The organism is Cytobacillus mangrovibacter, from assembly GCF_042865275.1.
Classification (GTDB): domain Bacteria; phylum Bacillota; class Bacilli; order Bacillales; family Cytobacillaceae; genus Cytobacillus; species Cytobacillus mangrovibacter.
The window spans coordinates 1-24,977 of record NZ_JBIACJ010000016.1; the positions used below are offsets into that span (position 1 = coordinate 1).

Annotated in this window: 20 protein-coding genes, 1 rRNA gene and 2 riboswitches; all 21 genes read right to left on the minus strand. The window is 38.6% G+C overall.

Annotated features, from left to right (window positions below; translation table 11 throughout):
- Window positions 1-217: ribosomal RNA gene (locus ACFYKT_RS19635) — 16S ribosomal RNA — on the minus strand; the annotation flags it as partial.
- 381 nt (window positions 218-598) lie between these two features.
- A complete protein-coding gene (gene ptsG, locus ACFYKT_RS19640; RefSeq protein ID WP_389222995.1) occupies window positions 599-2,659 on the minus strand; it encodes a glucose-specific PTS transporter subunit IIBC in 2,061 nt (686 codons plus the stop codon).
- A gap of 176 nt (window positions 2,660-2,835) precedes the next feature.
- Window positions 2,836-4,164 (minus strand): NCS2 family permease, encoded by a 1,329-nt coding sequence (locus ACFYKT_RS19645; RefSeq protein ID WP_389222998.1) that lies wholly within the window; start codon window positions 4,162-4,164, stop codon window positions 2,836-2,838.
- Between the two features lie 243 nt (window positions 4,165-4,407).
- A riboswitch (purine riboswitch) is annotated at window positions 4,408-4,509 on the minus strand.
- Window positions 4,510-4,787: 278 nt separating this feature from the next.
- Entirely contained in the window at window positions 4,788-6,341 is a 1,554-nt protein-coding gene (guaA, locus tag ACFYKT_RS19650; protein WP_389223001.1) for a glutamine-hydrolyzing GMP synthase, read from the minus strand.
- A 165-nt stretch (window positions 6,342-6,506) separates the two neighbouring features.
- Window positions 6,507-6,608: riboswitch (purine riboswitch) on the minus strand.
- A gap of 198 nt (window positions 6,609-6,806) precedes the next feature.
- Window positions 6,807-9,011: a DUF4129 domain-containing transglutaminase family protein gene (locus tag ACFYKT_RS19655; RefSeq protein WP_389223004.1), complete on the minus strand. Its 2,205-nt coding sequence runs from the start codon at window positions 9,009-9,011 to the stop codon at window positions 6,807-6,809.
- Window positions 9,008-10,225, minus strand: coding sequence for a DUF58 domain-containing protein (locus ACFYKT_RS19660; RefSeq protein WP_389223007.1), 1,218 nt, complete (start codon window positions 10,223-10,225; stop codon window positions 9,008-9,010). Before ACFYKT_RS19660 ends, ACFYKT_RS19655 begins: the two co-directional genes overlap by 4 nt.
- Window positions 10,226-11,182 carry an AAA family ATPase gene (locus ACFYKT_RS19665; protein ID WP_389223010.1) on the minus strand — a complete coding sequence of 319 codons (957 nt, stop codon included), beginning with the start codon at window positions 11,180-11,182 and terminating at the stop codon, window positions 10,226-10,228.
- A gap of 185 nt (window positions 11,183-11,367) precedes the next feature.
- Window positions 11,368-12,012, minus strand: a complete 645-nt coding sequence (locus ACFYKT_RS19670) for an OmpA family protein (RefSeq protein ID WP_389223013.1) — start codon at window positions 12,010-12,012, stop codon at window positions 11,368-11,370.
- Window positions 12,013-12,068: 56 nt separating this feature from the next.
- Window positions 12,069-12,794: a hypothetical protein gene (locus ACFYKT_RS19675; RefSeq protein WP_389223016.1), complete on the minus strand. Its 726-nt coding sequence runs from the start codon at window positions 12,792-12,794 to the stop codon at window positions 12,069-12,071.
- An 11-nt stretch (window positions 12,795-12,805) separates the two neighbouring features.
- The gene (locus tag ACFYKT_RS19680) at window positions 12,806-13,606 is read right to left on the minus strand and encodes a hypothetical protein (protein WP_389223019.1); all 801 of its coding nucleotides are present in this window, start codon (window positions 13,604-13,606) and stop codon (window positions 12,806-12,808) included.
- A gap of 61 nt (window positions 13,607-13,667) precedes the next feature.
- Window positions 13,668-14,969 carry a hypothetical protein gene (locus ACFYKT_RS19685; protein ID WP_389223022.1) on the minus strand — a complete coding sequence of 434 codons (1,302 nt, stop codon included), beginning with the start codon at window positions 14,967-14,969 and terminating at the stop codon, window positions 13,668-13,670.
- Between the two features lie 37 nt (window positions 14,970-15,006).
- Complete coding sequence (locus tag ACFYKT_RS19690) at window positions 15,007-15,660, minus strand: pilus assembly protein TadG-related protein (protein WP_389223025.1); 654 nt, start codon at window positions 15,658-15,660, stop codon at window positions 15,007-15,009.
- On the minus strand, window positions 15,657-16,052 hold the full coding sequence (locus ACFYKT_RS19695; RefSeq protein WP_389223028.1) for a TadE/TadG family type IV pilus assembly protein: 396 nt from the start codon (window positions 16,050-16,052) through the stop codon (window positions 15,657-15,659). The genes ACFYKT_RS19690 and ACFYKT_RS19695 overlap by 4 nt, the downstream gene beginning before the upstream one ends.
- 42 nt (window positions 16,053-16,094) lie before the next feature.
- Complete coding sequence (locus ACFYKT_RS19700; protein WP_389223030.1) at window positions 16,095-17,495, minus strand: VWA domain-containing protein; 1,401 nt, start codon at window positions 17,493-17,495, stop codon at window positions 16,095-16,097.
- Window positions 17,496-17,580: 85 nt separating this feature from the next.
- The gene (locus ACFYKT_RS19705; RefSeq protein WP_389223033.1) at window positions 17,581-17,784 is read right to left on the minus strand and encodes a hypothetical protein; all 204 of its coding nucleotides are present in this window, start codon (window positions 17,782-17,784) and stop codon (window positions 17,581-17,583) included.
- A gap of 93 nt (window positions 17,785-17,877) precedes the next feature.
- The gene (locus ACFYKT_RS19710; protein WP_389223036.1) at window positions 17,878-18,813 is read right to left on the minus strand and encodes a type II secretion system F family protein; all 936 of its coding nucleotides are present in this window, start codon (window positions 18,811-18,813) and stop codon (window positions 17,878-17,880) included.
- 4 nt (window positions 18,814-18,817) lie between these two features.
- Entirely contained in the window at window positions 18,818-19,744 is a 927-nt protein-coding gene (locus ACFYKT_RS19715) for a type II secretion system F family protein (RefSeq protein WP_389223039.1), read from the minus strand.
- Window positions 19,722-21,098 carry a CpaF family protein gene (locus tag ACFYKT_RS19720; protein WP_389223042.1) on the minus strand — a complete coding sequence of 459 codons (1,377 nt, stop codon included), beginning with the start codon at window positions 21,096-21,098 and terminating at the stop codon, window positions 19,722-19,724. The genes ACFYKT_RS19715 and ACFYKT_RS19720 overlap by 23 nt, the downstream gene beginning before the upstream one ends.
- A 26-nt stretch (window positions 21,099-21,124) precedes the next feature.
- On the minus strand, window positions 21,125-22,294 hold the full coding sequence (locus tag ACFYKT_RS19725; protein WP_389223045.1) for an AAA family ATPase: 1,170 nt from the start codon (window positions 22,292-22,294) through the stop codon (window positions 21,125-21,127).
- Between the two features lie 95 nt (window positions 22,295-22,389).
- A complete protein-coding gene (gene cpaB, locus ACFYKT_RS19730; RefSeq protein ID WP_389223048.1) occupies window positions 22,390-23,139 on the minus strand; it encodes a Flp pilus assembly protein CpaB in 750 nt (249 codons plus the stop codon).
- A 1,000-nt stretch (window positions 23,140-24,139) separates the two neighbouring features.
- Window positions 24,140-24,814: a GntR family transcriptional regulator gene (locus tag ACFYKT_RS19735; RefSeq protein ID WP_389223052.1), complete on the minus strand. Its 675-nt coding sequence runs from the start codon at window positions 24,812-24,814 to the stop codon at window positions 24,140-24,142.
- Between the last annotated feature and the right edge of the window lie 163 nt (window positions 24,815-24,977).

Genomic DNA, 24,977 nt, shown 5'->3' on the forward strand with positions numbered 1-24,977 from the left:
AAGCCATCTTTCAGCTTTCCCTCATGAGAGGAAAAGAATTATCCGGTATTAGCTCCGGTTTCCCGAAGTTATCCCAGTCTTACAGGCAGGTTGCCCACGTGTTACTCACCCGTCCGCCGCTAATCTTTGGGAGCAAGCTCCCTCAGATTCGCTCGACTTGCATGTATTAGGCACGCCGCCAGCGTTCGTCCTGAGCCAGGATCAAACTCTCCAATAAAGAGTTGATTAGCTCATAAATAAAAATTTAAAACGTTGACGTTTTTGTTCGTTCAGTTTTCAAAGAGCAATTTAATTATTTTATTTCGTCGCTCAGAAGCAACTTTATTAATATATCATTTCTCAATCACACTGTCAACTACTTTTTTCACTTACAAAATGTCGTTAACTTGTTCGCGACTGTTTTTATATACTAACATCTTAATGATCCATTCGTCAATAAAAACTTTATTTTTCTTCAATAGTTTTTCAATCCCATAAAATCGTTGTATTTGCTGCCCCTCATAATAAAACAAATACAAACGAAATAAAGTACGTCCGTTCATCCAAATTAAAGAAACTAGCCTCGTTAAAAAAGACTAGTTTCTTCTATAGAATATATTCAGTGTTTTGTTATTGAAATAATTTGTTTTTCCTTAATATCGACCATACCGGATTTATTCATAAAAACAGATTCCCCTTCCTCCAAATTAGTGAAAACAATAGGTGTTATAATAGAAGGAGCATTTTCCTTTATAAAATCAAGATCTACCTTTAACAGCAGCTGCCCTGCTTCCACTCGATCATTTTCAGCAATAAAAGTTTCAAATCCCTCTCCCTTTAATTTAACTGTATCAATTCCAACATGTATCAAAATTTCACGTCCTGAGTCAGAAATAATACCAATTGCATGTTTAGTCGGGAATAGATTAACAATCTTCCCATTGACAGGGGATACGATTGTTCCTTCAGCTGGAATGATCGCGAAGCCATCCCCCATCATTTTTCCAGAAAATACGGCATCAGGAACTTCAGTGATCGGTTTCATTTCACCTTTAATCGGTGAAATAAATACATCTTCACTATACTCAGCTTGAAGAGCCTCAGGATTTATTTCCTCTATTTGCTGCTCCACACCGCCTTCCGGTGCCTTTTCAACTACACGTGGTCTTTTCCCATCTATAATATCTTTCATTTGGCCTTTGATAATTTCAGACCTTGGTCCAAAAATGGCTTGAATATTGTTTCCAACTTCTAATACCCCTGCAGCTCCAAGCTTTTTGAGACGGCCTTTATCCACATTTTTACTATTATTCACAGAAACCCTCAATCGTGTAATACACGCATCTAGGTGTGAAATATTTTCTTTTCCACCCATTGCTTCGAGAACCTCATAAGGCAAATCTCCACCTTTGCCAGTACTAGAGACTTCTTCTTCAGTTTCTTCCTCACGTCCAGGTGTTTTCAAATTGAATTTCCTTATAGCAAAACGAAAGCCAAAATAGTATATAACAGCAAAGACTAATCCAACTGGTATGACGATCCAAGCATTTGTCTGTGGATTAATTAATCCAAACAGAATATAGTCAATGAGTCCTCCAGAAAAGGTCATTCCAATTTTCACATTTAGCAAATGCATTGTCATGAATGACAGCCCTGCAAAAATAGCATGAATTCCAAATAAGACAGGAGCGACAAATAAGAAGGAAAATTCAAGTGGCTCTGTGATTCCAGTCAAAAACGAAGTTAATGCCGCTGATGCCATGAGCCCGCCAACAACAACCTTCTTCTCCGGACGTGCTTCATGATAAATAGCCAACGCTGCTGCAGGTAAGCCAAACATCATGAACGGGAACTTCCCTGTCATAAATGTACCAGCTGTTAGATTTTGAACATTGTCTGTAATTTGTTTCATAAATATTTTTTGGTCACCACGAACCAATTCACCAGCTTTTGTTACATATTCTCCAAACTCATACCAAAATGGAGAATAGAATATATGATGCAGTCCAAAAGGAATAAGCGACCGCTCTATAACCCCAAAAATAAATGCTGATAAAGTTAAATTAGCATGCACCATATTCTGAGAGAATGCATTCAAGCCAGTTTGTATCGGCGGCCAAATAACAAGCATTAATAATCCAAGTAACACAGCCGCCCCTGCTGTAATAATAGGAACAAATCTTTTACCAGCAAAAAATCCTAAATAAGAAGGCAATTCGATTTCATAAAATTTATTATAAAGTGCTGCAGCAATGATCCCTACAATTATCCCCCCAAACACACCTGTTTGAAGTGTTGGGACCCCCAAGACATTCGCATAATTAAGCCCATTTACATCTTCTGCTGTAATCCCAGCTGCAGTTCCCATTGTTACATTCATAATTAAGTAGCCGATTATGGCAGCAAGACCTGCTACACCATCACCACCAGCCAAACCCACTGCTACCCCTACAGCAAAAAGCACTGGGAGATTTCCGAAGACTATATCTCCAGCATTCTGCATAATAGAAGCAACCATATTCACACTGCTATTATCTAAAAATGGTGCTAAATCAAGCAATGCTGGATTTTTTAGCGCTGCTCCTAGCGCAAGTAATATACCCGCTGCCGGCAAAAGGGCTACTGGAAGCATCAACGCTTTTCCTACCTTTTGCAAAACACCAAAAGCTTTTTTAAACATAATTAAACCTCCTAAATATAAGCAAAACTATTCAACCTCTATTTCACGAAGAAACAAAAAAAGAAGACTATATGGGTATCTTCCCCAAAAGTCTTCTAATCATTTACTTTCATCGCTTATACATTAGTCATTGGATCAAAAAAGGAGACTCGTTAGTACGAATCTCCAATACATAATTATTTTAAGAATATAAAGTATAGAACGAAGACAACAAACAAGAAATACATAATTGGATGAATTTCTTTTGAACGTCCTTTGATTATCATTGTGATTGGATAAAAGATAAATCCAATCGCAATCCCTGTAGCAATACTATACGTTAACGGCATCATGACAATCGTTAAAAATGCCGGAACTGCAATTTCAAATTTCGTCCAGTCAATTTTACCTAAAGAAGCTACCATCAATACTCCCACAATAATTAGAGCTGGTGCCGTAACTGCTGATGTAATAACTTCTAAGACTGGGAAGAAAAATAGAGCTAACAAGAAAAGTCCTGCTGTTATAACGGAAGCAAAGCCCGTTCTCGCACCAGCCGCAACTCCAGACGATGATTCAATATAAGAAGTTGTTGTTGAAGTTCCAAAAATAGCACCAACAACTGTTGCAGTTGAATCAGCCAATAGTGCTTTTCCAGCACGAGGCAATTTATTTTCTTTCATTAAACCAGCCTGATTCGCAACACCAACTAAAGTCCCTGCTGTATCAAAGAAATCAACAAAAAGGAAGGTCAATACAACAACTAGCATATTTGTCGTAAAGAAAGTACTATCTCCAAATGCTTGAAATGCAGCTCCAAAGGTAGGCGCCACACTTGGAACAGAATCAACAATCTTTTCTGGAATATCAATTAACCCAAAAATCATTCCGGTAACTGATGTGATGACCATTCCAATGAAGATTCCACCTTTAACCCCTTTTGTCATTAAAATAACAGTAATTATAATTCCGAAAATGGCTAGTAATACATTTCCATCTGAAAAGTCACCTAGCCCTACTAAAACGGCATCATTATTTACAATAAGCCCAGCACTTTGAGCACCTACAAATGTGATAAAGAGTCCAATACCTGCACTAACTGCGTATTTTAATTCAGCAGGAATAGAATTAATAATTTTTTCACGCAATCCTGAAAGTGATAAGATAATAAAAATAACACCTGAAATTAATACCCCACCTAAAGCATGCTGCCATGGAATGCCCATTGTTAACACAACTGTATAAGCAAAAAAGGCATTTAATCCCATCCCTGGTGCAAGAGCAACTGGATATTTCGCTAATATTCCCATTAGTAATGAACCTATAGCAGCCGCAACAGCAGTTGCCACAAAAACAGCTCCATAATCCATTCTCATCGAATCTGGTAAATCCGGGATGTCCATTAACGATAATGTTATAGGATTAACTACTAAAATATAGGCCATAGCTAAGAATGTTGTTAGGCCACCGATTATTTCACGGCGGTAATTTGTACCTAGCTCTTCAAACTGGAAGTACTTCTTCACTTTTTCTTCCCCCTCAATTGTCTATTTGTTTTTCTTTTAAAGACTTTCGTTAAAGTATATTGCTGATTATCAATTAATAGCAGTCTAATTCTCCTAAAAAGAAAGAATTTTCAAAAAATAATTGTAAAGATACAGCAGATCATTAACAGAAAGAAGCATTAAAAAAACGCTGCGGTTTAAAGATACCGGAGCGTTGACAACAGGGTTTATGCAATTAAACGGAAACCTAAATAAGGATATACCTATTAATTACATTTACCTCGTAGTCAAGCTATTTACGGTAGCTCGGTAGAAACTTTTGGGCCATATTCCCCAGATTATACGACGTATTACGACAATATTTAATTCTCTTTTATTCTATCAGCCCTATAAGAGTTCGTCAATAAAAAAACGAACATTTACATGTCCGTTTTTTTAATCGTTCGTATTTATGTTCATTCAAGCAATTGAGCCGCTTTGAATTTTATAATTCGCTGACCAAGCCGCTTTCGCTTTTCTTATTGTCTAGCTACAGCGCCTAGCCCCTCGAGGTCATAATCCAATCCATCAAAAAGGTTAAAGAACAACCTTTTCGCTGGCTTGTCTTATGCTTGTCGGGGCTGACCAAGCCGCTTTCGCTTTTCTTATTCCCACTCAATTGTTGCTGGTGGCTTGCTTGTAATGTCATAGACTACACGGTTGATATGGTTTACTTCATTTACGATCCTTGTTGAAATAACCTCAAGCACATCCCAAGGGATCCTTGCCCAGTCAGATGTCATGCCATCAATAGAGGTAACTGCACGGATGCCAATAGTATAGTCATATGTCCGGGCATCTCCCATTACTCCTACACTGCGGATGTCAGGAAGCACTGTAAAGTACTGCCATATATCACGATCTAGGCCAGCCTTTTTGATTTCCTCGCGGAGAATATAATCTGATTCACGTACGATTTCTAGTTTTTCCTCTGAAATTTCGCCTAGAACTCGAATACCAAGGCCTGGGCCTGGGAATGGCTGTCTCCACACAATTTCATCTGGAATGCCAAGTTCTGTACCTACAGCACGTACTTCATCTTTAAATAACGTGTTTAATGGTTCAATTAGTTTAAATTGCATATCCTCAGGGAGACCGCCAACATTATGATGGGACTTGATTGTCTGCGCCGTTGCTGTCCCACTTTCAATAATATCCGTATAAAGTGTTCCTTGCGCTAAATACTCAATTCCTTCAAGCTTTGTCGCTTCATCATCAAATACATAAATAAATTCATTACCGATAATTTTGCGCTTTTGCTCAGGATCTGCCACACCTTTAAGTTTGCTAAGGAAACGGTCTTGGGCATCCACTTTGATTACATTCATATGGAAACCGTCTGCAAATGTCTTCATCACACTATCTGCTTCCCCTTTACGAAGAAGGCCATGATCGACAAAAATACATGTAAGCTGATCACCGATTGCTTTATGGATAAGAACTGCCACAACAGAAGAGTCCACTCCACCACTCAAAGCACAAAGCACTTTTTTATCTCCAACTAATTGACGGATTTTTTCCATTTCTACTTCAATGAAGTTCCCCATCGACCAGTCGCCTTTACACTCACATACGCCAAATACAAAATTCTTCAAAATGTCGTTGCCGTAAACAGAGTGAAGAACTTCTGGATGGAATTGAACAGCATATAAGCCGCGTTCTTCATTACTCATTGCTGCAATTGGGCATGATGGATTTGTGCCATCAATTGTAAATCCTTGAGGTGCTTCCACGACAAGATCGCCATGACTCATCCAAACGGTTTGTTCATCAGGCAGATCCGCAAATAGCTTTGATTGATTTTCAAGCTTTAATAAAGCTTTCCCATACTCACGATGCTTTGCCTTTTCTACCTTCCCGCCAAAATGCATCGTCATTAACTGCATGCCATAACAGATTCCAAAGATCGGTAAACCAAGGTCAAAGATTTTCTCATCACAATGGAAAGCACCTTCTCCATACACACTGTTAGGTCCACCGGAAAAGATAATTCCCTTTGGATTCAACTGTTTAATTTCTTCAGCTGTAATGGTGTGGGGATGTAATTCACTGTACACACCAAACTCTCTAATTCTGCGTGTAATTAACTGATTATATTGGCTTCCAAAGTCCAATACGATAATCATTTCTTGATTGTTCCATTCTGCTTTCCCCGTCACACGGTTCACCTCATTATGTTAATTAAATTCTTTTACCCTATCTTTATTGTTCTCTTTTGCCAAAATAATATCTCAGATACTAGTTTGTTTTACATAAAAAAAACCAGAATTCTTCCCTCGTAATAAATAGCGAAGGCAGAATTCTGGTTTCCTAAAGAAATGGCAAATAGAATTATCTGCCTTCATAGTCAAATCATTTACGGTGATCTGGTAGAAACTTTCGATCCATATTATCGAGGATATATGAAGGATTCATTTAATTTTTTTATAGAGAATTGTCTAGCTCCAGTGCCTATCGCCTATCAAACTTCAGGTCTCCTCCGCAACGATTGCGTCAACATCGGTTCGCTAGCTCTCACCGTGTTTCCTTTATCGAAAGGAAGAGCCCTTCCAGTTTGTACGGCGATGACCAAGGCACTTGCGCTTTTCTAATAAACCTATTGTATCAACAGGTTATTTTTTTGGTCAAGCGATTGTCTTTTTAATTAAATTTTCCCACAATTCCTTCGTCTCTTTCCAGCTTCCTTCTTTAAGTTTTCCTTTGTAGATGAGATGTTCATAACGAGCAGTTAAACGGCCCATTTCTTTTGAAGAGAAGAAGCGATCAACATAATCCGCGTAATCCCTAAGCGTCTGTCCATCCTTACGCTGCAAGCCATAGCGATCTAATTCTCTTAATAGAATTAAATACGCTTTCGAGAAATTCTCATCTTTTCTTGTCCACTTAAATCTCCAGGCTAAATAATATGGAAGCCACCTTCCACGGATACGATAAATAATGAAAGTAAGCATGGCCAGTGCTAAAATAGCGAACACTGCCAGTTTCCAGTATTCTTTTAATGCATTTTTGATTGGCTCAATAAATGTTTTAAGAGAAAAGGCAGGAGCTTGCTTTTCATTTTCCTCTGTTAATTTTAGCTTTTCCTTTTCTTCATTTTCTGGCGTTTCCACTTCAGGCTGATTAGTATTTTGTGAAGCTGTGTCAAAATTAAATTGTGCACTATTCGAGAAACCCTGTGTAGGCTCAAATGGCACCCAGCCAATACCAGGAAAATAAACTTCGACCCATGAATGAGCGTTATTATTTGTTACCTCAAAAATCCTGCGACCCGATTCACTAAGACCTTTATATTCCCCTTCAGTATAGCCCTTCACCCATCTCGCTGGAATTCCAATCGACCTTGCCATAACCGCCATCGAAGTGGAGAAATTGTCGCAATATCCTCGTTTTGTATCAAATAAAAACTGGTCAACATAATCATCATCTTGATCTGGGACAGCAACATCCTTCTGATCATACGTGAATCCCGCTTTTCTAAAATAGCCTTCCAGTTCCCTTACTTTCTCAAACCAGGAGTTCTTCCCCTTGGTAACTTCTTCCGCCAGTTCACGAATCCTTGGAGGCAAATTCTCTGGAATCTGGGTAAACTTACTGATAAACTCACCATTTGCTGCAATTTTATCATCTGAACTGGCATCCATAAGTGCGGTTACACTATATTTCGGAATATCATATAAAAGTGTATATTGATTTACAGGAATAGGAATATTCCCTTCTAAGGAATGGATTTTTTCTGTTGCAATCTCCATTTCAAAAGAATACAAGGGGGATGCATCGATTTGCTTAATGCCAAGTGGATACACCAAATGTGAATAATTCCCCACAGCAAAGACGGTGCTTGACTCCTCCGCCATTTCTGCAATCTGACTATTGTTAAAGGAGTGGATCGGTACGTCTTCACCATATCCAAACATGACTCTTTCTTCCCGGGAACTAGATGTATCCCACCCTTTTCCTGTATATATATCCTTAGACTCTACTTTCCAATAATGGCGTGACTCAGCCTCCACACTGAATACTAGCTGATTATCTCCAACAAAAGGTCCGCCTAGTTTGGAGTCATCCAATCCATAGCCAACTTTTTGGACCCCACTTCCACCACTCCCACTATCTTTCCCATACGATTTAAGATATGGCACGGGGTCAGGCCAAATAGGTTCTGCTTTCGGGGAAGCAAGTCCGAAGCCAACGCTTAGAGCAATCATTGCGATAAGAGGGAGCATCCACTTTCTCATACGAATCGTCTCTTTGCTAATGGCCTCTTTATCAAGGAGTCGGTAGAGGGTCAGCATACCTAATACAGCAAAGCCCGAAATAACCGTTCGAACAATTGCCCATCCTGCCTCATAAGTAGTAAACGTATCTAATACTGTAATATAGATTAAAGTCATGAAAAAGAAGATAAACATCTGTTTTCGATTAATTAGCCAATATTGAATTAAATAAGTCATCAGCCCAAGCAGGACAAATAACAGAAAACTTCTGAAAGGATTGCTTAAATTGGGCCAATCCCTTGCAAAAAGAACTTGAAAATTCTCGATAAAATCCTTTATAAAAGGAGGTACCCATTTCAATTGAAAAAAGGACTCTTCTACATATAGATAGTGTAGGGCAGATACGATATACACACACTTAATCAATCCGCTCAACAGAAGTGGTACTCTCATGAATGACAATAAAAGTGAGATGAGAATAAATATGAGAAACACCGAAATATTCGATGTGTCTGTCAATTCTTCAAGCGGTCTTAACCACTCCCAAAGAAGAAAAAAGCCAAACACATACATAAAAAAAGTGGTTAAATCTTTTTTTCCCTTTCTTGATGTCATCTTCGAGCCACCTCCGAAAATACAGCAGAAAAGTGGCCATCATGTACCAAAACGACACGTACTCCTCTCGCATTTGCAGCAGCCTTAAGTGTAAGCTCACTCTGTGAGAGTGATTCCTTCTCATTTTTTAGAAGGAATATCGTTACAGCCCCATTCTTCGAAGTAAACCTTCCTGCCTTTTCTATTAAAATTCTAGTAAGCTTTGCTGTTATTAGCATCAGATTATTACTTTGCATTAGATGTGTGTTTTCAACCTCAAGCACCCGGTCAAACGATACAGAGCTGTTATCCTTCACCTTTGCAAGGTGATAAAAAAGCTGCTGCTGCTGACTTTCTCCTCCCCTAATCGGAAAGGCAGTTCGCTCTGCCGCTGAGGAAAGAAAGCCGACATGGGCTCCCTTTAAGAGAATGGCTTTAATAATGGAGGCTGAGAAGGATACAACGGCTTCAAAGCGACTGTCTGGGGAACAATCCATCAGAATATACACATCATGTGACTGCCTCTGTTCAAATTCCTTCGTCATAATATCATTGCGCTTCGCAGTCGCTTTCCAGTTAATCCAAGAAAAGCGGTCGCCAGGCTGATATTCTCTAATACCAATTGCCATAGAAGTATCCCTTTGTACACGCTCTCTTGAAGCCGTCATTCCCTGATCATATTGATTTTCCATCGTCTTATAAATTAATTCCTCATAAGATGGGTAAACAATGATTCTGTCCTCTATTTGGATTTGCTTTTCTTTTTCAATTAATCCAAGCAGATCTCCAGTCTTTACCCGTATGGATTGAAGAAAATGCTCCCCCCTTGGTAATTTATCCACTTGATATTCCCAAGTAATTTCCTTTTGAAAACCAGGAACGACAAGTGCCTTTGATCCATTTCTTTGCTGTGAAAAGATGAGCTTGCCGTTTACACAATCCTCCATGACTAAAAAAAATAACGGGAACGCTGTTTTCCTTCTGATCACAATCGTCACCTTTAATGGTTCTCCGGCATTATATTCGCTCTTAAGAAACGTTCGCTTTACCTCAACAAAATTCATCGGATAAAAGGATAGGAAAAGTGCGTATAACGCAAAAGGCAGAAAACTATAAAATAAAAACCAGCTTACAAACCCGCCTTGAAACATCGCATAAGAAAAGGTAATCACGATAAGGAAAAATAAGACAATTAATTTCCATACCTTTTTTGTTGTAGAAAATAGTTGATTCATTTACTTCACTAACCTTCGAACGGGAACTGGAACGGTAGAAACGACTCGATCCACCACTTCTTCCGCTCTAATTCCTTCAAATTTCGCCTCAGATTTCAAAATGATACGATGGGAAAAAACAGCTGGAGCCAAATACTGAATATCATCGGGAAGGACATAATCCCTTCCGTACATAAACGCATAGACTTGAGCCGCTTTCATTAAAGCAATCGATCCCCTAGGGCTAACCCCAAGATAAACGCTTGAATGTGATCTCGTCCGAGTGGCCAGTTCAACAATATAGCGCTTAATTGTCTCATCTACATGCACTTCTTTAATCTGGTCCTGCAGATCTCTCAGTTCCTCTAGATCAATTACCGGCTCCAGTTCATCAATTGGCTTCACTCGCTGTGCTCGGTTCAATACTTCCATTTCATCCGCCATATCTGGATAGCCCATTTTCATTTTCAGTAAAAAGCGATCTAACTGTGCTTCTGGTAGTGGATAAGTTCCCTCATATTCAATCGGATTCTGTGTAGCCATAACGAAAAAGGGTTTTTCAAGACGATGCGTGACACCGTCAATGGTTACACTGCTTTCTTCCATCCCTTCAAGCAGGGCTGATTGAGTTTTCGGTGAAGTACGGTTTATCTCATCAGCCAAAATAATATTCCCCATAATCGGGCCAGGTCTAAATTGAAATTCCATTTCCTTTGGATTATAAATGGAAACACCTGTTACATCTGATGGCAGCAAATCCGGTGTGAACTGAATTCTTCTGAAGCTTGCCCCTACAGATTTTGCTAACGCACGTACCATCATTGTCTTCCCTACACCCGGTACATCTTCAAGCAGGACATGTCCCTCAGCAAGCAGGGCAATAATACTTAATTCTGCTACCTTTCGCTTGCCAATCATTACTTTTTCTATATTTTCTAATACCCTTTCAATCATTGGGTGGATATGTTCACGAGTCATATAGCCCCTCCTGTTATCTTCCTAGTATTTCTTGCCATTATCATTAGAGATTTTTAATAAACTAGTATCATATATTTATTTAATTCGATATTTTTTGCTAAAATCCTGCGATAATAAAAATTCCCTGAAAAGGAAATTCCTTTCAGGGAGAGGCAGGCTACTCTACAATTACTGTATCTAGGTGTTTATTTATTTTCTAACGGTTCGACAATAATCTCAACACGGCGATTTTTCTCTTTTCCAGCCTCTGTCTCATTCGACGAAACTGGCTTTGTCGAACCATAGCCTTTCGTTATTATTTTTATCTTTTCTACATTTACTAGTTTCTCCAAATAGTGTTGTACTTCTTTCGCCCGCTCTTCTGACAATCGTTGATTATACTCCGGCTCTCCTTGATTATCTGTATGTCCATTAATTAATAGATTCGCACCCTCGTACTCGTTTAAGTCCTCACTTAATTGCTCTAGGGTTTCAATAACATCTGTTTTTAATGTACTCTTGTCAAAATCGAATAGCAAATGACTGGGAATATCAATGACAATTTCATCCTCTTCTACAGAGACTGTTACACTTGGATCGAAATTCCCCGGTGTAAATGTACCAGGTTTAAAGGTGCCTGGCTTAAAAGTGCCAGGTTTGAATTCCCCTGGTGTAAACGTACCGGGTTTGAATGTTCCCGGTTTAAACTTCGCATCTTCTTCCTTCTTTTGTTCTTCACTATTTGTTCTTTCGGTAGTTGCATCACTTGCCGCATCTTTATCTTTTTCACTGCATCCTGCTAAAATGAATAACCCAGCTATAATAAAAATAATCACCCTTGAAAACTTCATAAATGACGCCCCTCCTCTTTAAGGAATTGTCTATGTTTTGCATACGTCAGTAAACCTTAACGATATTGCTCTAATTGTTGAAAATATTCATCTTCATGCAGGAGATCTGCTTCCCCATTCCAGTCCAGATATTGCTTAGCAATGCTAAAAACAAATAGCGGAAGTAAGAACATATTTACTACCATCATCGTCCAGTTTGTAACTGCCATCTGCCCCGAAAAGACAATCGCTAAAAATGAAAATAGATAAGTGCCGATAAAATCAATAGCTGCAAATAAGAGCAGCAGCCCACATAAGCTGATAAAGTTTTCTTTTCCAAATGAGATTGACTTCTTTAATACGACTTTAAAAGACTCGTCTTCTATTACTTTTACAAATGGGATTCCCATGAAAAAGACTAAGAGAATGATGCCTGGAATTATAAACAAAAGAAGCCCTACCGTTGTAAGAATAGAAAATGGGATACTGACTAAATAAATAAAAAAAGCATTCTTTAACAAATCAAGATAAAGCTTGCCTGCCTTAACTTTCCCCGTCCTTGTGTACTGAATAACTAGACTGATCAGTGGGATCAGCATAATAAATACTGCCATCAGCATAAATACACTTTGAAAAGCACTCGGCCATAGCGGAATTTGAAAATAATAAAATGGCATTGAAACGTAATTAACTAGGATCGTATAAAGCATTTGAATTGGCAGGATAACTGTTATTCCAATAAGCAGAACATAGAGGAAATTCCCCTTATAAAGCTTGAAGGCATCTTTGATTGATGCTAACATTTGACCCCCTCCTATTTTGGGTTGCGGAGTTTATTCCACACGCTTTTTGCATTTTCATGCTGCTCAAGAGGAAGATCATCTCCGAGAACCATTTTTCCTAGCTCATCTGCTTGTTTTAGATTTGCTGGTGTATTCTTCATCATATTATTTTGAAACGGCTTGAGCTTAAAATAAATACCCCAACCAGCAGAATTCAACGGCCATCGCTTTGATGAAACAAACGACCAGATTATCTCCCTCTCTTTTTCCGTTTTCAATTGAATTTCATTTTGTTTATATGCTGCACGAGTCATTTCAACAATACATTTTCTCATCTCTACTTGATCATGCTCTGTGGCAAGCTCCTCAGAATTTGTCCGATCCCATATCTCTTTTGCTTTTTGAACGGATTGGTTAATTATCACTTGATATTCAAGCACCTTCTCAGCAGTTATCTTATATGAATTGTAGGCCCCTGATAAATCTGATGGCAAATGTAACTTTTCTTCGATCTCCATCAGAATGCCTATTAACTTTTGGTAATTTTCCCTTTTCCCTGATTTAACCCACTTTTCCCCGATATTGATAATGGTCTCGATGGAAACATTATAACTATTGAAAATAAGTGCTTCTCTTTGTACTTGATGAAAAGGAGGAACAACTCCGTTTTCTCTTATAATTAATTGCTCTGCAGCAGGAGCAAACGTAAAGTAATAATATACCTCATTATTAACATGGAACTTGGAGGGAAATACATCTGGGGTTTCATTTTCCTTGTAATAGGATTTCAATATTGCTTTAATTGGCTCCGGTAAATTATGCATTCTAATCATTCTTGCTCCCCCTATAGAAAGGCCCCTCAATTAATTCAGGGGCCCTTTTCTCACCTTTGTTCTAACCAAACCAGCCGGCTACTTTTTTAAAGCCTGATTTTACTGCATCAATCCCGCCTTTAACCGTATCTCCGACAAATTTAGCCGCCTTCTTAATGCCTTGACCCACTTTCTTCGCAGCTTTCACAATCGTCTCTTTATGCTTAACGACCATTGCTCCAGCCCATAGTACACCTCCAACGACTGCAACCCCTGCGGCTATTGGTGCACCAACCCCAGTTGCAGATAAAACGACAGCACCTGACATTAAGGTTTCACCTAGACTAGCAAAGCCATCCACGTTATTCCCGTTTGCGAAATTCATGATTGTCTCTGCACCTGAGATTCCCGTACTAACGGCCGCCATCCATGGGGCAGCTTTGCCCGCAATGCCTGTGCCCATATCGAAGGATTTCGTAGCATTTGATAAAAAAGTACCTGTGCCAGAGGCAGCACTACTAAAGCTACCACCTGTTGTGGCTGCATTCCAAGCCGATTTAATATCCGTCCAGGAATTGAGAAAGCCACCTAAATGCTTAGCATGATCTACTCCTGACCAAATATCTAACCCCAGATTTCCTACACCACTTAATAAGGAGTCGTCTTTAAAAACGTTTTCTAGTTGATTTTTCAGGATGCTCTGTGATAACCCCATATGGAAATCTTGCCCATACTTATCCCAATCAATATCTACTAGAGTATGTTTATCTAATCCTTCAATTGCTGGAAAAATCATACTGTCAGTAATAAATTTAATTGTATTATAATTTGGATCATCTTCAAATGGGAATTTAGGTGAAGTATTAGAATCTGGATTCCCTGGATTCAAGCTATTCGGGTCGAAATTACTGTTATCACCATTAGGATGTTCAACATTTCCAGGAAGATCTATATAGGGCGGATTAAATGATGAAGGAGGAAAGGAGCCACCGTTCCCTCCTTCAGGGTTTGTTGAAGGACCGCCGCCTGTTATGTTTCCAGGAGATGTATCACCAGGAGTGAATTGACCCGGGCTAAATTCCCCAGGTGCGTAGTCGCCTGGTGTAAACTCACCAGGGGTGAACTGACCAGGTGTAAACTCGCCGGGAACAAAATCGCCAGGGGTGAAAGTTCCCGGATTAAAGTTTCCAAGATTAAAATTACCTGTGCTGAAATTTCCTGGATTAAAAGTTCCGGTGGAAAACGTCCCAGGCTTAAAATTTCCGGTTTGGAAATTCCCTGTCGCAAAGGCCAGACTAGGCAAAAAACTTATAACAACAATGAAAGCAACCATGAATCCAGCAGCTATTCTTCTTGTAAACAATTTTCCCCTTTTGCTCATCAAAACTTTCTACTCCTCCTCTCAAGAAAAGCTACTATTTTTACCAGCCTGACGACTCAACAAATGAAATACTTGGCCCCTTTCCCTTTTGAGGAATATCACTATTACTTCCAAACTGGAGGCCATTATGGTTAATCACATTGAATTCTGTTTTTGCGATTACTTCAATCCGATTTTCATCACGAAGAAAGTTCCATTCATAATCTGTCCCTTTACCAAAATTCTCCTCTATAATATGCTTCACAACGTAAGGAATAGAGGATTTGGCGGAATATAATGCTGCAGTGATTTTTGCCGGAAGCTCTTCATCATCGGGAATCTCGCTTAATAAAACTTGGTTGACCGCTTGAATATGTGCTTCATTACTTGAAAGGCTAGCATTAGCCGAAAGTATGGCACTTTCCATATCGGTTACCTTCTCTATGAGAGGTTCAAATTCGAGTATTTCTACACCATTTTCATCTATCCCAATGATTACTTTTTTCACATGACTTTGAATCACATAATCTACTTTCTCATATACAACACTTGTAGCTGCTAAGCTCGCATGCTCTGCAGCTATGGATGCCTGTTCCTTTTTTGTAAAGACCATCGCGATATTCAAAACGAGTATGAGCATGATTCCAACAATGGCAAAGCTAAAAATAGTTAGAATTACTCCACTGCCACGTTCATTCTTTATATATTGCTTCATTTAATTACCCTGCCAGTTGCGGTATGTGTAAGTGGGACTGATGCGGTCTTTCTCCACTCCTTTGGAACAAAGACAAGTCCATGCTTTAATTTAACCTCTGCAACAAACTCTTTACTTCCAGGATGATCTGGGATCTCAAAGGCTTCAAATGTCATGATGTCACTATACCCAATCGCATTTTCAGCCACTCTTCTCGCTTCTTCTTCTTTTTCTGTTACTGCATAGATTTTAGCTGCCTCATTAACAGCTGACTGCGCCTGCATAATGGTTATCCCAGACGCAACCGCCTGCCATAAGATCAAGAAGAAGAAAAGATAATATGGTATAACCATTAAAAATTCAAGAGTGATCGAGCCTTTTTCATCCCGAAGTTTCTCTTTTATCTGGAGCATAAGATCCACCCCTCATTTGAAAAACTGCAGCTAGCAAATGATTTATTCCACATTGCTATCATATTTCTTGTTTATCTCTTCTTTCGCCTGTTCAAGGTTTTGATCAGCTAAGTTACGCAAGTCCGATTCAATCTGTTCGCCCAGTTCAATGGCTTGGCTGAATCTTTCACTTGATTTAGCAGATAATTGCTGAAATGCAGCCTTGCTTATATGCCCCTCATCTCTCAATACTCTTAGAGGTTGAAGAATATTCATATCTTCATTCCCATTCGCCTCGCTCCATTCAATATTGAAGGATGGGATGTTCTTTAGGAATTGATCATTTCTATTCATTTTTACTGTATAAGTAGCATCCTTCTTCCATTCCTGCCACTTCTCTGCAATCATTCTTGCCTTTTGTAACTCTTGTTTTAATTCTTCTTGATTTCGTGCATTGTTGTACATTCCCTTTGCAGCTGCAGCTACTTCCTTTAGCTGTTGTTGACCTTTCGCATCTAAATCAAATCCGATTACATTGACGATTGGCTGGATATCCGAATCAGCTAGCTTCTTTGCTTCATTGACCGGGTCCCCATTACATGTTTCAACCCCGTCGCTAACTAAATAAATGATGTTCGTGTTCTTATCACTCTTGTATTGGGATAAATCATCTTTTGCTAACTCCATCGCTTTTGCGAGCGGAGTCCATCCTGCTGGTTTAATTTGACTTAATGCATTATTCAGTACATTTTGATCATAAGATTGCATTTCATAAATAAGCTCATTACTTTTACAAGAGAGCTCTTTATCTTTATTGGCTCCAGTACCTTTATGACCATATACTCGAAGGGCTATATTTGCTCCTTCTGGTAAAGAATCCGCAAACTCCTTGATCGATTCTTTTGCCATATCCATCATCGTTTTTCCATTGATAAGATTCCCCATACTCCCGCTCGCATCAAGAATAATCTCAACATTTAACTGTTCTTTAAATTGGTAGCGCTCATCTTCTGTGTCAGGACTTCCAAACGCTTCAATTGCTACTTGATCGAGTACATTCGCTGGATTAGGGAAATCTTCATGAAAAAGGGAAAGTGATTTCCGCCAGTATAATTCAATTTCTTCTTCAGAGGGGTCATCTCCGACCTTTGGTAATTCCCTTAAGATATTTACAATTTCATTCTGTTCTTCAGAGGTCAAATCGTCATATCTCTTTCCTGAAAATAGCCCTGGGGCAGTATGAACAAATTCTGTTACGGTCATCGAAGGTTCAGGGAGTTCCGCTAATTGCTCTTGTAAGTTAACAGTCTCCTGTTCTTCTTCATCCTTGTCTTCTAGCTGTGTCTGCTTTTCCTTCTCATTAGGCTCTTGCTGTTGACCAGATTCCGTCTGTTTTTCACTGCAAGCTGTCAACAGCATACACCCAAGCAGAAGAATGACTAACACAGGACTTTTTTTCCTCATAAAGAACAAACACTCCTCGAAAAAATGATAGTGGCAATTGAACATTCAATTACCACCCCATACTTCTTACCTATAAACAATATGATTACAAGCTATCTTTAATTTTTGTGAAAATTTGTGTAACAATATCAGAAATACCCGTGCTGTCTTTAAACGCCGCACCTAATATCGCAGCAATTGTCACTACAACTGCACCAACAGCTACCCACTCTAATGTCTGTGCACCTCTTTCATTTTGAAGAAGGCTCTTGTACTTAACATAATATTTCATACACTGCTTTTTAAGCATCGCTTCTCACCTCCTTTCAAATAACAAAAGCCCAAGGCACCTGGAGCTAGACAACTCACTAACTCTACTGTTATCCATTTTGTAAAAAACATTTTATTTAAACATATTTAGCAAACTATCTTCACCTGTAAACATATTCAAAATGAGGAGTCCACCAATTAAGAGCATGACGGTTGGCATAACTATGAATGTTGTAATTAATGTAATCTTCGGTGAGGCCTTTGCAGCAATTTCCTTCACCTTTTCTTTTTTCATTTGGCGCATTTCGTTTGCTTGGATTTTGAATGTTGTTGCTACTGGTACACCGAGACGAGAGCCTTGAATCAATGACTTGATTAATGATTGGAATGCCTGATTATCATTTCTTTCTAGCATTCTTCTATATGCCTGTTCCCTTGGCACCCCTAAGTCTATTTCCTGATTGAATCTAGAAAACTCTTCACCTACCGGACCCTGAAAATAGGGGATAATATCCCTCAGCGCCTGGTCCAGCCCTAGTCCAGCTTGAAGGGTTACACTCACAGTATCTAAAAAGTCTGGTAGAACAAAGCCAAGTTCATCTTGTCTTTTCTTTGCTTTATCCTTTAACCAGAATATAGCAGTAAAATATCCAGCTAAAGGCAAAATGAGAAGGAGAAACTGGGCAAAAGGAAAACGAATAATCATTAATAATACCCCTGTGATGAAGCAAACAAGCAGCATGAATATTTTCAGCCCCTGAAAGCGTTCAACGGTTAGATTGTATGGGTAACTTGCCTGCATAAGCCATCGCTCTACATCATGAGATTCGCTAAAAAAATTGATCCGGTTTCCCAATGCCGAAAAGTCATCTGCATAGTAGAAGGTTTTTTCCAGCATTCTTTCACGGCTCGTTTTTCCTTTCTTCAGATCGAAACGGTTAACCATCACATTTTCTTGAATATGCTGTTTCAATGCTTGCTTTTCAAGCAAATAATCGTAAAAAAACTTTAAGCTTAGTGCAAATAAAAATAAACTAATAATGACACTGATTAAAATCATTCCATCCATACAGCTACACCCTTATATTGGTCACTTTTTTGACTAAGAAGAAAGATAAAAACGTGCCAATGAGAAATAATACAAGGAGAATGATACCGATTCCTGAAAACAACGGATCTAAAAATCCCTCAACCACATTGTTCATAATCAGTAGTAAAAATACAGGCAAAACAGGGACAATATAAGCAACGTACCTTTGTTCTGCAGTCATTGTTTTTATTTCCTGCAGAAGAAGCTTTCTCTCCTCAAGCGTCTGCCCCATTTCATCTAAAACAGCATGCATATTTCCCCCTGCCTGCTTTTGGATTAACAGTGAGGCAATAAACAGCTGGTACTCTCTCGAAGAAATTCTTTTTTGTAAATTTCTTAAAGCACGATTAAAATCGACACCTAGCTGCAGCTCACCATATAATCTTTGGAACTCTTCCTTTGCCGGTTCGTTTAATTCCTGTGCAGCAATGCCAATCCCTTGTGTTAAAGTCATTCCAGATCTCGTTGAATTAGCAAGAATCCGGCAAATCTCTGGCAGCTGATCATTCATTCTTTCCTGAAATTTATTCTTTCTAATTAGAAAGAGCACACGTCTAATGACTTCCATTAAAATAAGTGCAACCACCAGATTAACTGGGAATTGAATGCCAAAAAAATTACTCAAGATAAATGCAGTTATAATTGCACCAAACAGTAGAATGCCATAAAATTCTGAAGCCATTAAATGGATGTTTGCACGCTTTAATTGATGAATCGTCTTCTCTCCAAATTTCGTTTGGTCAAATTTATCACCTAGTATAAGTACAAAGCTTTTCCGATTATTCTTGCTCCCAAACCACTTGCCAACTTTATTTCGCCACTCTTTTTTTGCGGTTCGGAAGCCTAGGAGATTATAAACACCCCAGAGACCGAATAGGACAGCAAGGCTATAAAGAATAGATATGGTCACTATTCCTCACCTCTTCTTCTGCCTGAAAAATAGATTCATTAATATTTGCCCCAAACACTCTTAATCGATCTAAGCATTTAGGAATAATTCCCGTTGGGGTAAAATAGCCTAATACTTTTCCATCAGAATCAATGCCCGTACGTTTGAATCTGAAAATCTCTTGAATTTCCGCTTCTCCACTGGGCTTTTTCACTATCTCAGAGATGGATATCAGCTTTCTCTGCCCATCTGGCAGACGCATTCCCTGTACAATAAGGTCAAGTGCACCAACGATGTATTCCCTAATAACCTTTGAAGGCAAATCCATTCCTGCCATTATGACCATCCCCTCTACACGTTTTAATGCGTCAAGTGGAGAGTTGGCGTGCACGGTTGTAAGCGATCCTTCATGTCCAGTATTCATCGCCTGAAGCATATCAAATGCCTCAGCTCCCCGAACCTCACCTACGATAATCCGGTCTGGTCTCATTCGAAGGGCGTTTCGCACTAATTGCCTAATCGTAATTTCACCCGTTCCTTCTACGTTTGGCGGCCTTGCCTCCATACCGACAACATTCGGACGGCCAAGCTTCAGCTCAGCAGAATCTTCTATTGTTATAACCCTTTCTCCATTCGGTATCGCCCGTGCCAGTGCATTTAATAATGTTGTTTTCCCGCTGCCCGTACCACCTGAGATCAGCACACTCATTTTTGCAAAGACAGCTGCATGAATAAATTGAGCCATCGACTCATTTAAAGAACCAAAGTCTATGAGATCACTCATTTGATACGGGTCTGGCCTAAATTTTCGAATGGAAATCAGTGTTCCATTTAAACTAACGGGTGGAATGACTGCATTTACACGGCTCCCATCATGGAGTCTTGCATCAACCATTGGGGAACTCTCATCCACACGTCTGCCTAATGGAGCAACTACTCGGTCAATAATATGCCTCACATGTGCTTCATCACGAAATTGTAAACCTGTTAATTGTAATTGCCCTTTTTTCTCGATATAGACTTCATTATGGCCATTAATAAGAATTTCGGTAATTTCATCATCTTGAAGCAAAGGCTCAAGTGGGCCAAAGCCAACAGATTCATCAATTAAGCGAGTAAGCAAGGTTTCCTTATCACGTCTAGAGATAATCACCTTTTCTTCTGTCATAAATTGGCTTATCAAACGTTCAATGGCAAGCCTCATTTCACCTTGAGTGAGACTTGTTAGCTGTTCAAGATTGGTTTCCCTAAGAAGCCTTGCTTTATAGTGTTCAATTAATTCTTCAATATAGGGACTATCATAAGTGGTATAGCTTCCCTGTGCCTCTTTATTTATATCTGGCTGCTTTTTTTCTGATCGGTTAAACAATGACATAAGTGACTGACCTCCTTTCCCGTCGCCTATTTAAGAATCGTTAATGCCCACTTCCGTATATCCTTCGCCATTGGAATAAGCTTCTTTTCTTTCGTTGCTTTGCGAAGAGGTTCTCCTTTATTAATAAAGGTTTGGACACCCTTTATGTCCCTTCTCACCTCTGCTCCAACTGGTGAGGTAATAAAATTCTTTACATCCGTCGGGGTAAGCTCATTTTCTCTTCCTTTTTGGTTAACAACGATTTGCAAACGCCCCTCCGTATCCATTCCCAAACGTTTAAACAAATCTTCCACATGTTTAAACACTTGGAAGGAAGGTGTATCAAGATTCATAACATAATAGATTGTATCCGCTTCTTCCAAAGCAACATATGTATTAGCCGACATATTGGATGGCAAATCAACGATAACAAAATCATAGCTGCGTCTGCATGCCCTTAATAGTTTAGTAAAGAAATCTTCATTCAAACCTTCTGCAATTTCAGCATCTCTAGGGCTCAATAAAATCTCCATTTTTGAAAAAGGCTCTTTCTCACTGACATTCCGAATATGATTTTCATTTAATTCATTAATTACCGGCTTTAAATCAGCAAGTGATCGATTGCTTTCAATCCCTAGGTACATATCTGCGCCGCCAAATTGCAGATTCATATCAATAAACAACACTTGAGCTGTCGATTCTAATTTCAGTGTTTGCGCAAAAGTACTTGATAGAAGCGTTGATCCGCTGCCGCCTTTGCCACTGTAGAAAGAATAGATTTGTCCTCTGCCACGCCGCAATCCCCCTTGAAGGGACACAGCATTGTTCGTGCTCTTTAAACTTTGTTCCTTTGCAATCAACAGAATTCTTTCTATCCGATCACTGAACTGACTCATCTCATCCGGAAGAACAAAGAAATCCGTTGATCCTGCCCTTGATGCATCCCGCAGCAACAGAAAATCCTGCTGTTTTGCAATAAAAACAATAATGATATCTGGATATTCACTATGTATATATTGAACAAGCTCTATCCCTGATTCATCCTCTGGATTGACAAGCAGTACAACATCAGGGGAAATACGATCAATTTCCATTTTCACCTCTGAAGGAGCAGCCTGCTGCAAGTTGGGATACAGCTGCAATGCTTGCTGTATAATCTGCTCACTTATTCGTTTATCATCACTAACAAGCAGAATACTGCTTCCTGTACCCATCATTCTTGTACCTCCAACTATTTATATACGTTTCTTCTAATCTGTTTTTGAGAAATAATCGTCATTGAATAGAGATGAACCATTACACTACTGAGTAGTTATTTTCCCTGACCTTCTGCTTTTTCCACCTGGTTATTTGTGGGAACCTCTTCTGTCTTTTTTACTTCTACTGTATCTTCAGGCTTTATTTCTACTTTCTTCTTGGCAGGCTTTTCCTCCGTTTGTTCTATGGGAGCTGCCTTCCCTACATTTGCTTTCAACACTCGTATACTATCAGCGTAATTTTGCATATGGATTAATTTTGGCGCTTCCTCCTTCGATACCTCGAGAGCCACACCTCTGAATTCATTCTTACTTTTATCTACTCGAAAGACATGGACGTCCGTCATAAAGATTTCTGTTTTAGGTTCTCCATCGAATTGCTGAGAAACAACAATATCGACGCGATCTAGATCATTGAGCTCCTGATCAAACGACACTCGCTCATTACTAAATAGGGCAATTAAACGATTGTTCGGGTCACCCACCTCTGAAAATGGCTTTAATAGATTTTCAGAGATCATATCCCCTTCTGATAACGGCACAATAGATACTTTATTCGTAATATCCTTTGGATCCTTCACATGTGATGCCGTAACAAATTTATTCGGAAGATCGACTGTTTCCACCATGTCAGGCTTTATAATCGTTCTTGAAGGGATATCAACATTTGCCACATAAACCTTTGTCGTTCCACCCAAATTCGTATTCAGCTCTTTAACCTTCTGCAAGAACATATAGCCTGCAATTAGTGCCAGGATTAATGAAATAGAAATAAATATGATGGCTCTTCTCTTTGACTCTAACATCCAGTATCTTCTCTCCCATTTATTTATTACAGTTCTATTACAAGTAACTTAAATAGATTTATCGTAATCCAAAATTGGAAACTTCTTCTTGCTTTAACTATATAATTTCTATCACGCGTTCACATTTCCGTCAAATTTACAAATGAGGAAGTCGAATTTTGTCTGTAAGTATGTACCTAGTAAATCTCGAAATTGAGATTTTTTTCTATGTTAAAAGGACCAATTTGATACAGGATAAGAGATAGATATTCATTAATAATTGAATACAAACATGTATGTAATTTTACATTTATTACAATTTGTAGTCCTATTAAACTATTTTCTGCCAATATAAGGTGCTTACCTTTAAAGGGACAGATTCAGATAAGGAGAATAGTAGCAATGAAAATAGAGGATAATCAAGTTGGGAGTATAGTAGCTCCATTTTTTAAATTTTTTTAAACAACAATTAAGGTAAACAGGGGCAAAGAAAAAAGGCCTTGCAGAGATTTCACTCTCCACATAGCCTTCAACCGTTCCAGTGTTTCCTTAGGGGACACCAGATCCCTTATTTTGCGACAAACTGAGTGATTCCTTGAGTTTGCGGACATAGGTTCCGCTATCTTGTTAAAAAGCAGTGATTTCTTAGTGTATTTTTGTAAATAACGTACCCAGTGTCCGCTCATCCCTTAAATAGCGGCATTAAACTAAAATAACGGATTCACTGTCCGCTTACAATGATATTAGTAAGCTACTGAATTATTCCCGCTAGTCCTTTCTTTCTTGCCATGCAGTAAAGAGCAGAGGATTTTCCATTAACCCTATTTAATCAAACGTTTGATTAATACCTATGTTCGTATTTCCATTTTCAATCAAACGTTTGATTCATGGACAGAGGACAGGTTCATTGTCCCAGTTTGAAGGACATGAAGGACATAAAGTGGTTCTTATCTTTTAATTTCCGGAACAAATGAAAACAGCGTACATAACACGCTGCTAATCATTTTAGGATTTTAGATTTCTAAAAAATCTCATCTAATTCTTTATATTCATAATATCCATTTTCAACACTTATGATGGAATGTTTAAAATGATTTTCTAGTGCTATTTTTAATTCCGTTTCCCTTTTTTGTTCCATTAAACTTAGAATATGATCATGTTCATTCGGACTGTAAGCATCTAGCTTTATGCTATTAAAAAACTCATCATAAAGAATCAAGTATATATTCGTTTGAATAATGAGCCGTTCAATAAATTCATTTAAAAACTTATTATTGCATTTTTTAGTTATAGCCACATGAAAATCCTTATTTATCTTAACGAAGGCTTCCACATTTTTATCGGATAAGGCCAGTTTTTCTCTTTCGATGATTTCCTTAATAGTATCAAAGTCATCATTCGTCAAATACTCCATAGAAGCCCTCGCTGCAATAAATTCTAATTTCCCCCGTAGCTCATATGCTTGGGTGATCTCATCTAGGGTTGGACTTGTTACAAAAGCTCCTTTATTCGGGATGATATCTACTAATCCTTCAGAAGCTAAGTTCCTTAGTGCATTTCGAATTGGGGTGCGGCTTACCTTTAATGTAGTAGAAATATTATTTTCAATTAGCTGTTTTCCTGGTGCTAACTTCCTTGCTAAAATAGCTGTTTTAATATGGTTGTATACATGATTCTCTACAGAGTTTTTTTTCATAAACCCCCGCCTACTTTCTTCATCTAATTGAAAAATCACTGTTTGTTCATCTATTCCAAATTTTCTAAATATATTGACTTTAATATTTCTCTTAGTATACACTATAGTAAATTGTAGTACAATTTTGGACAACAATGAATATTTTTCAGAGCCTTTTTAAAAT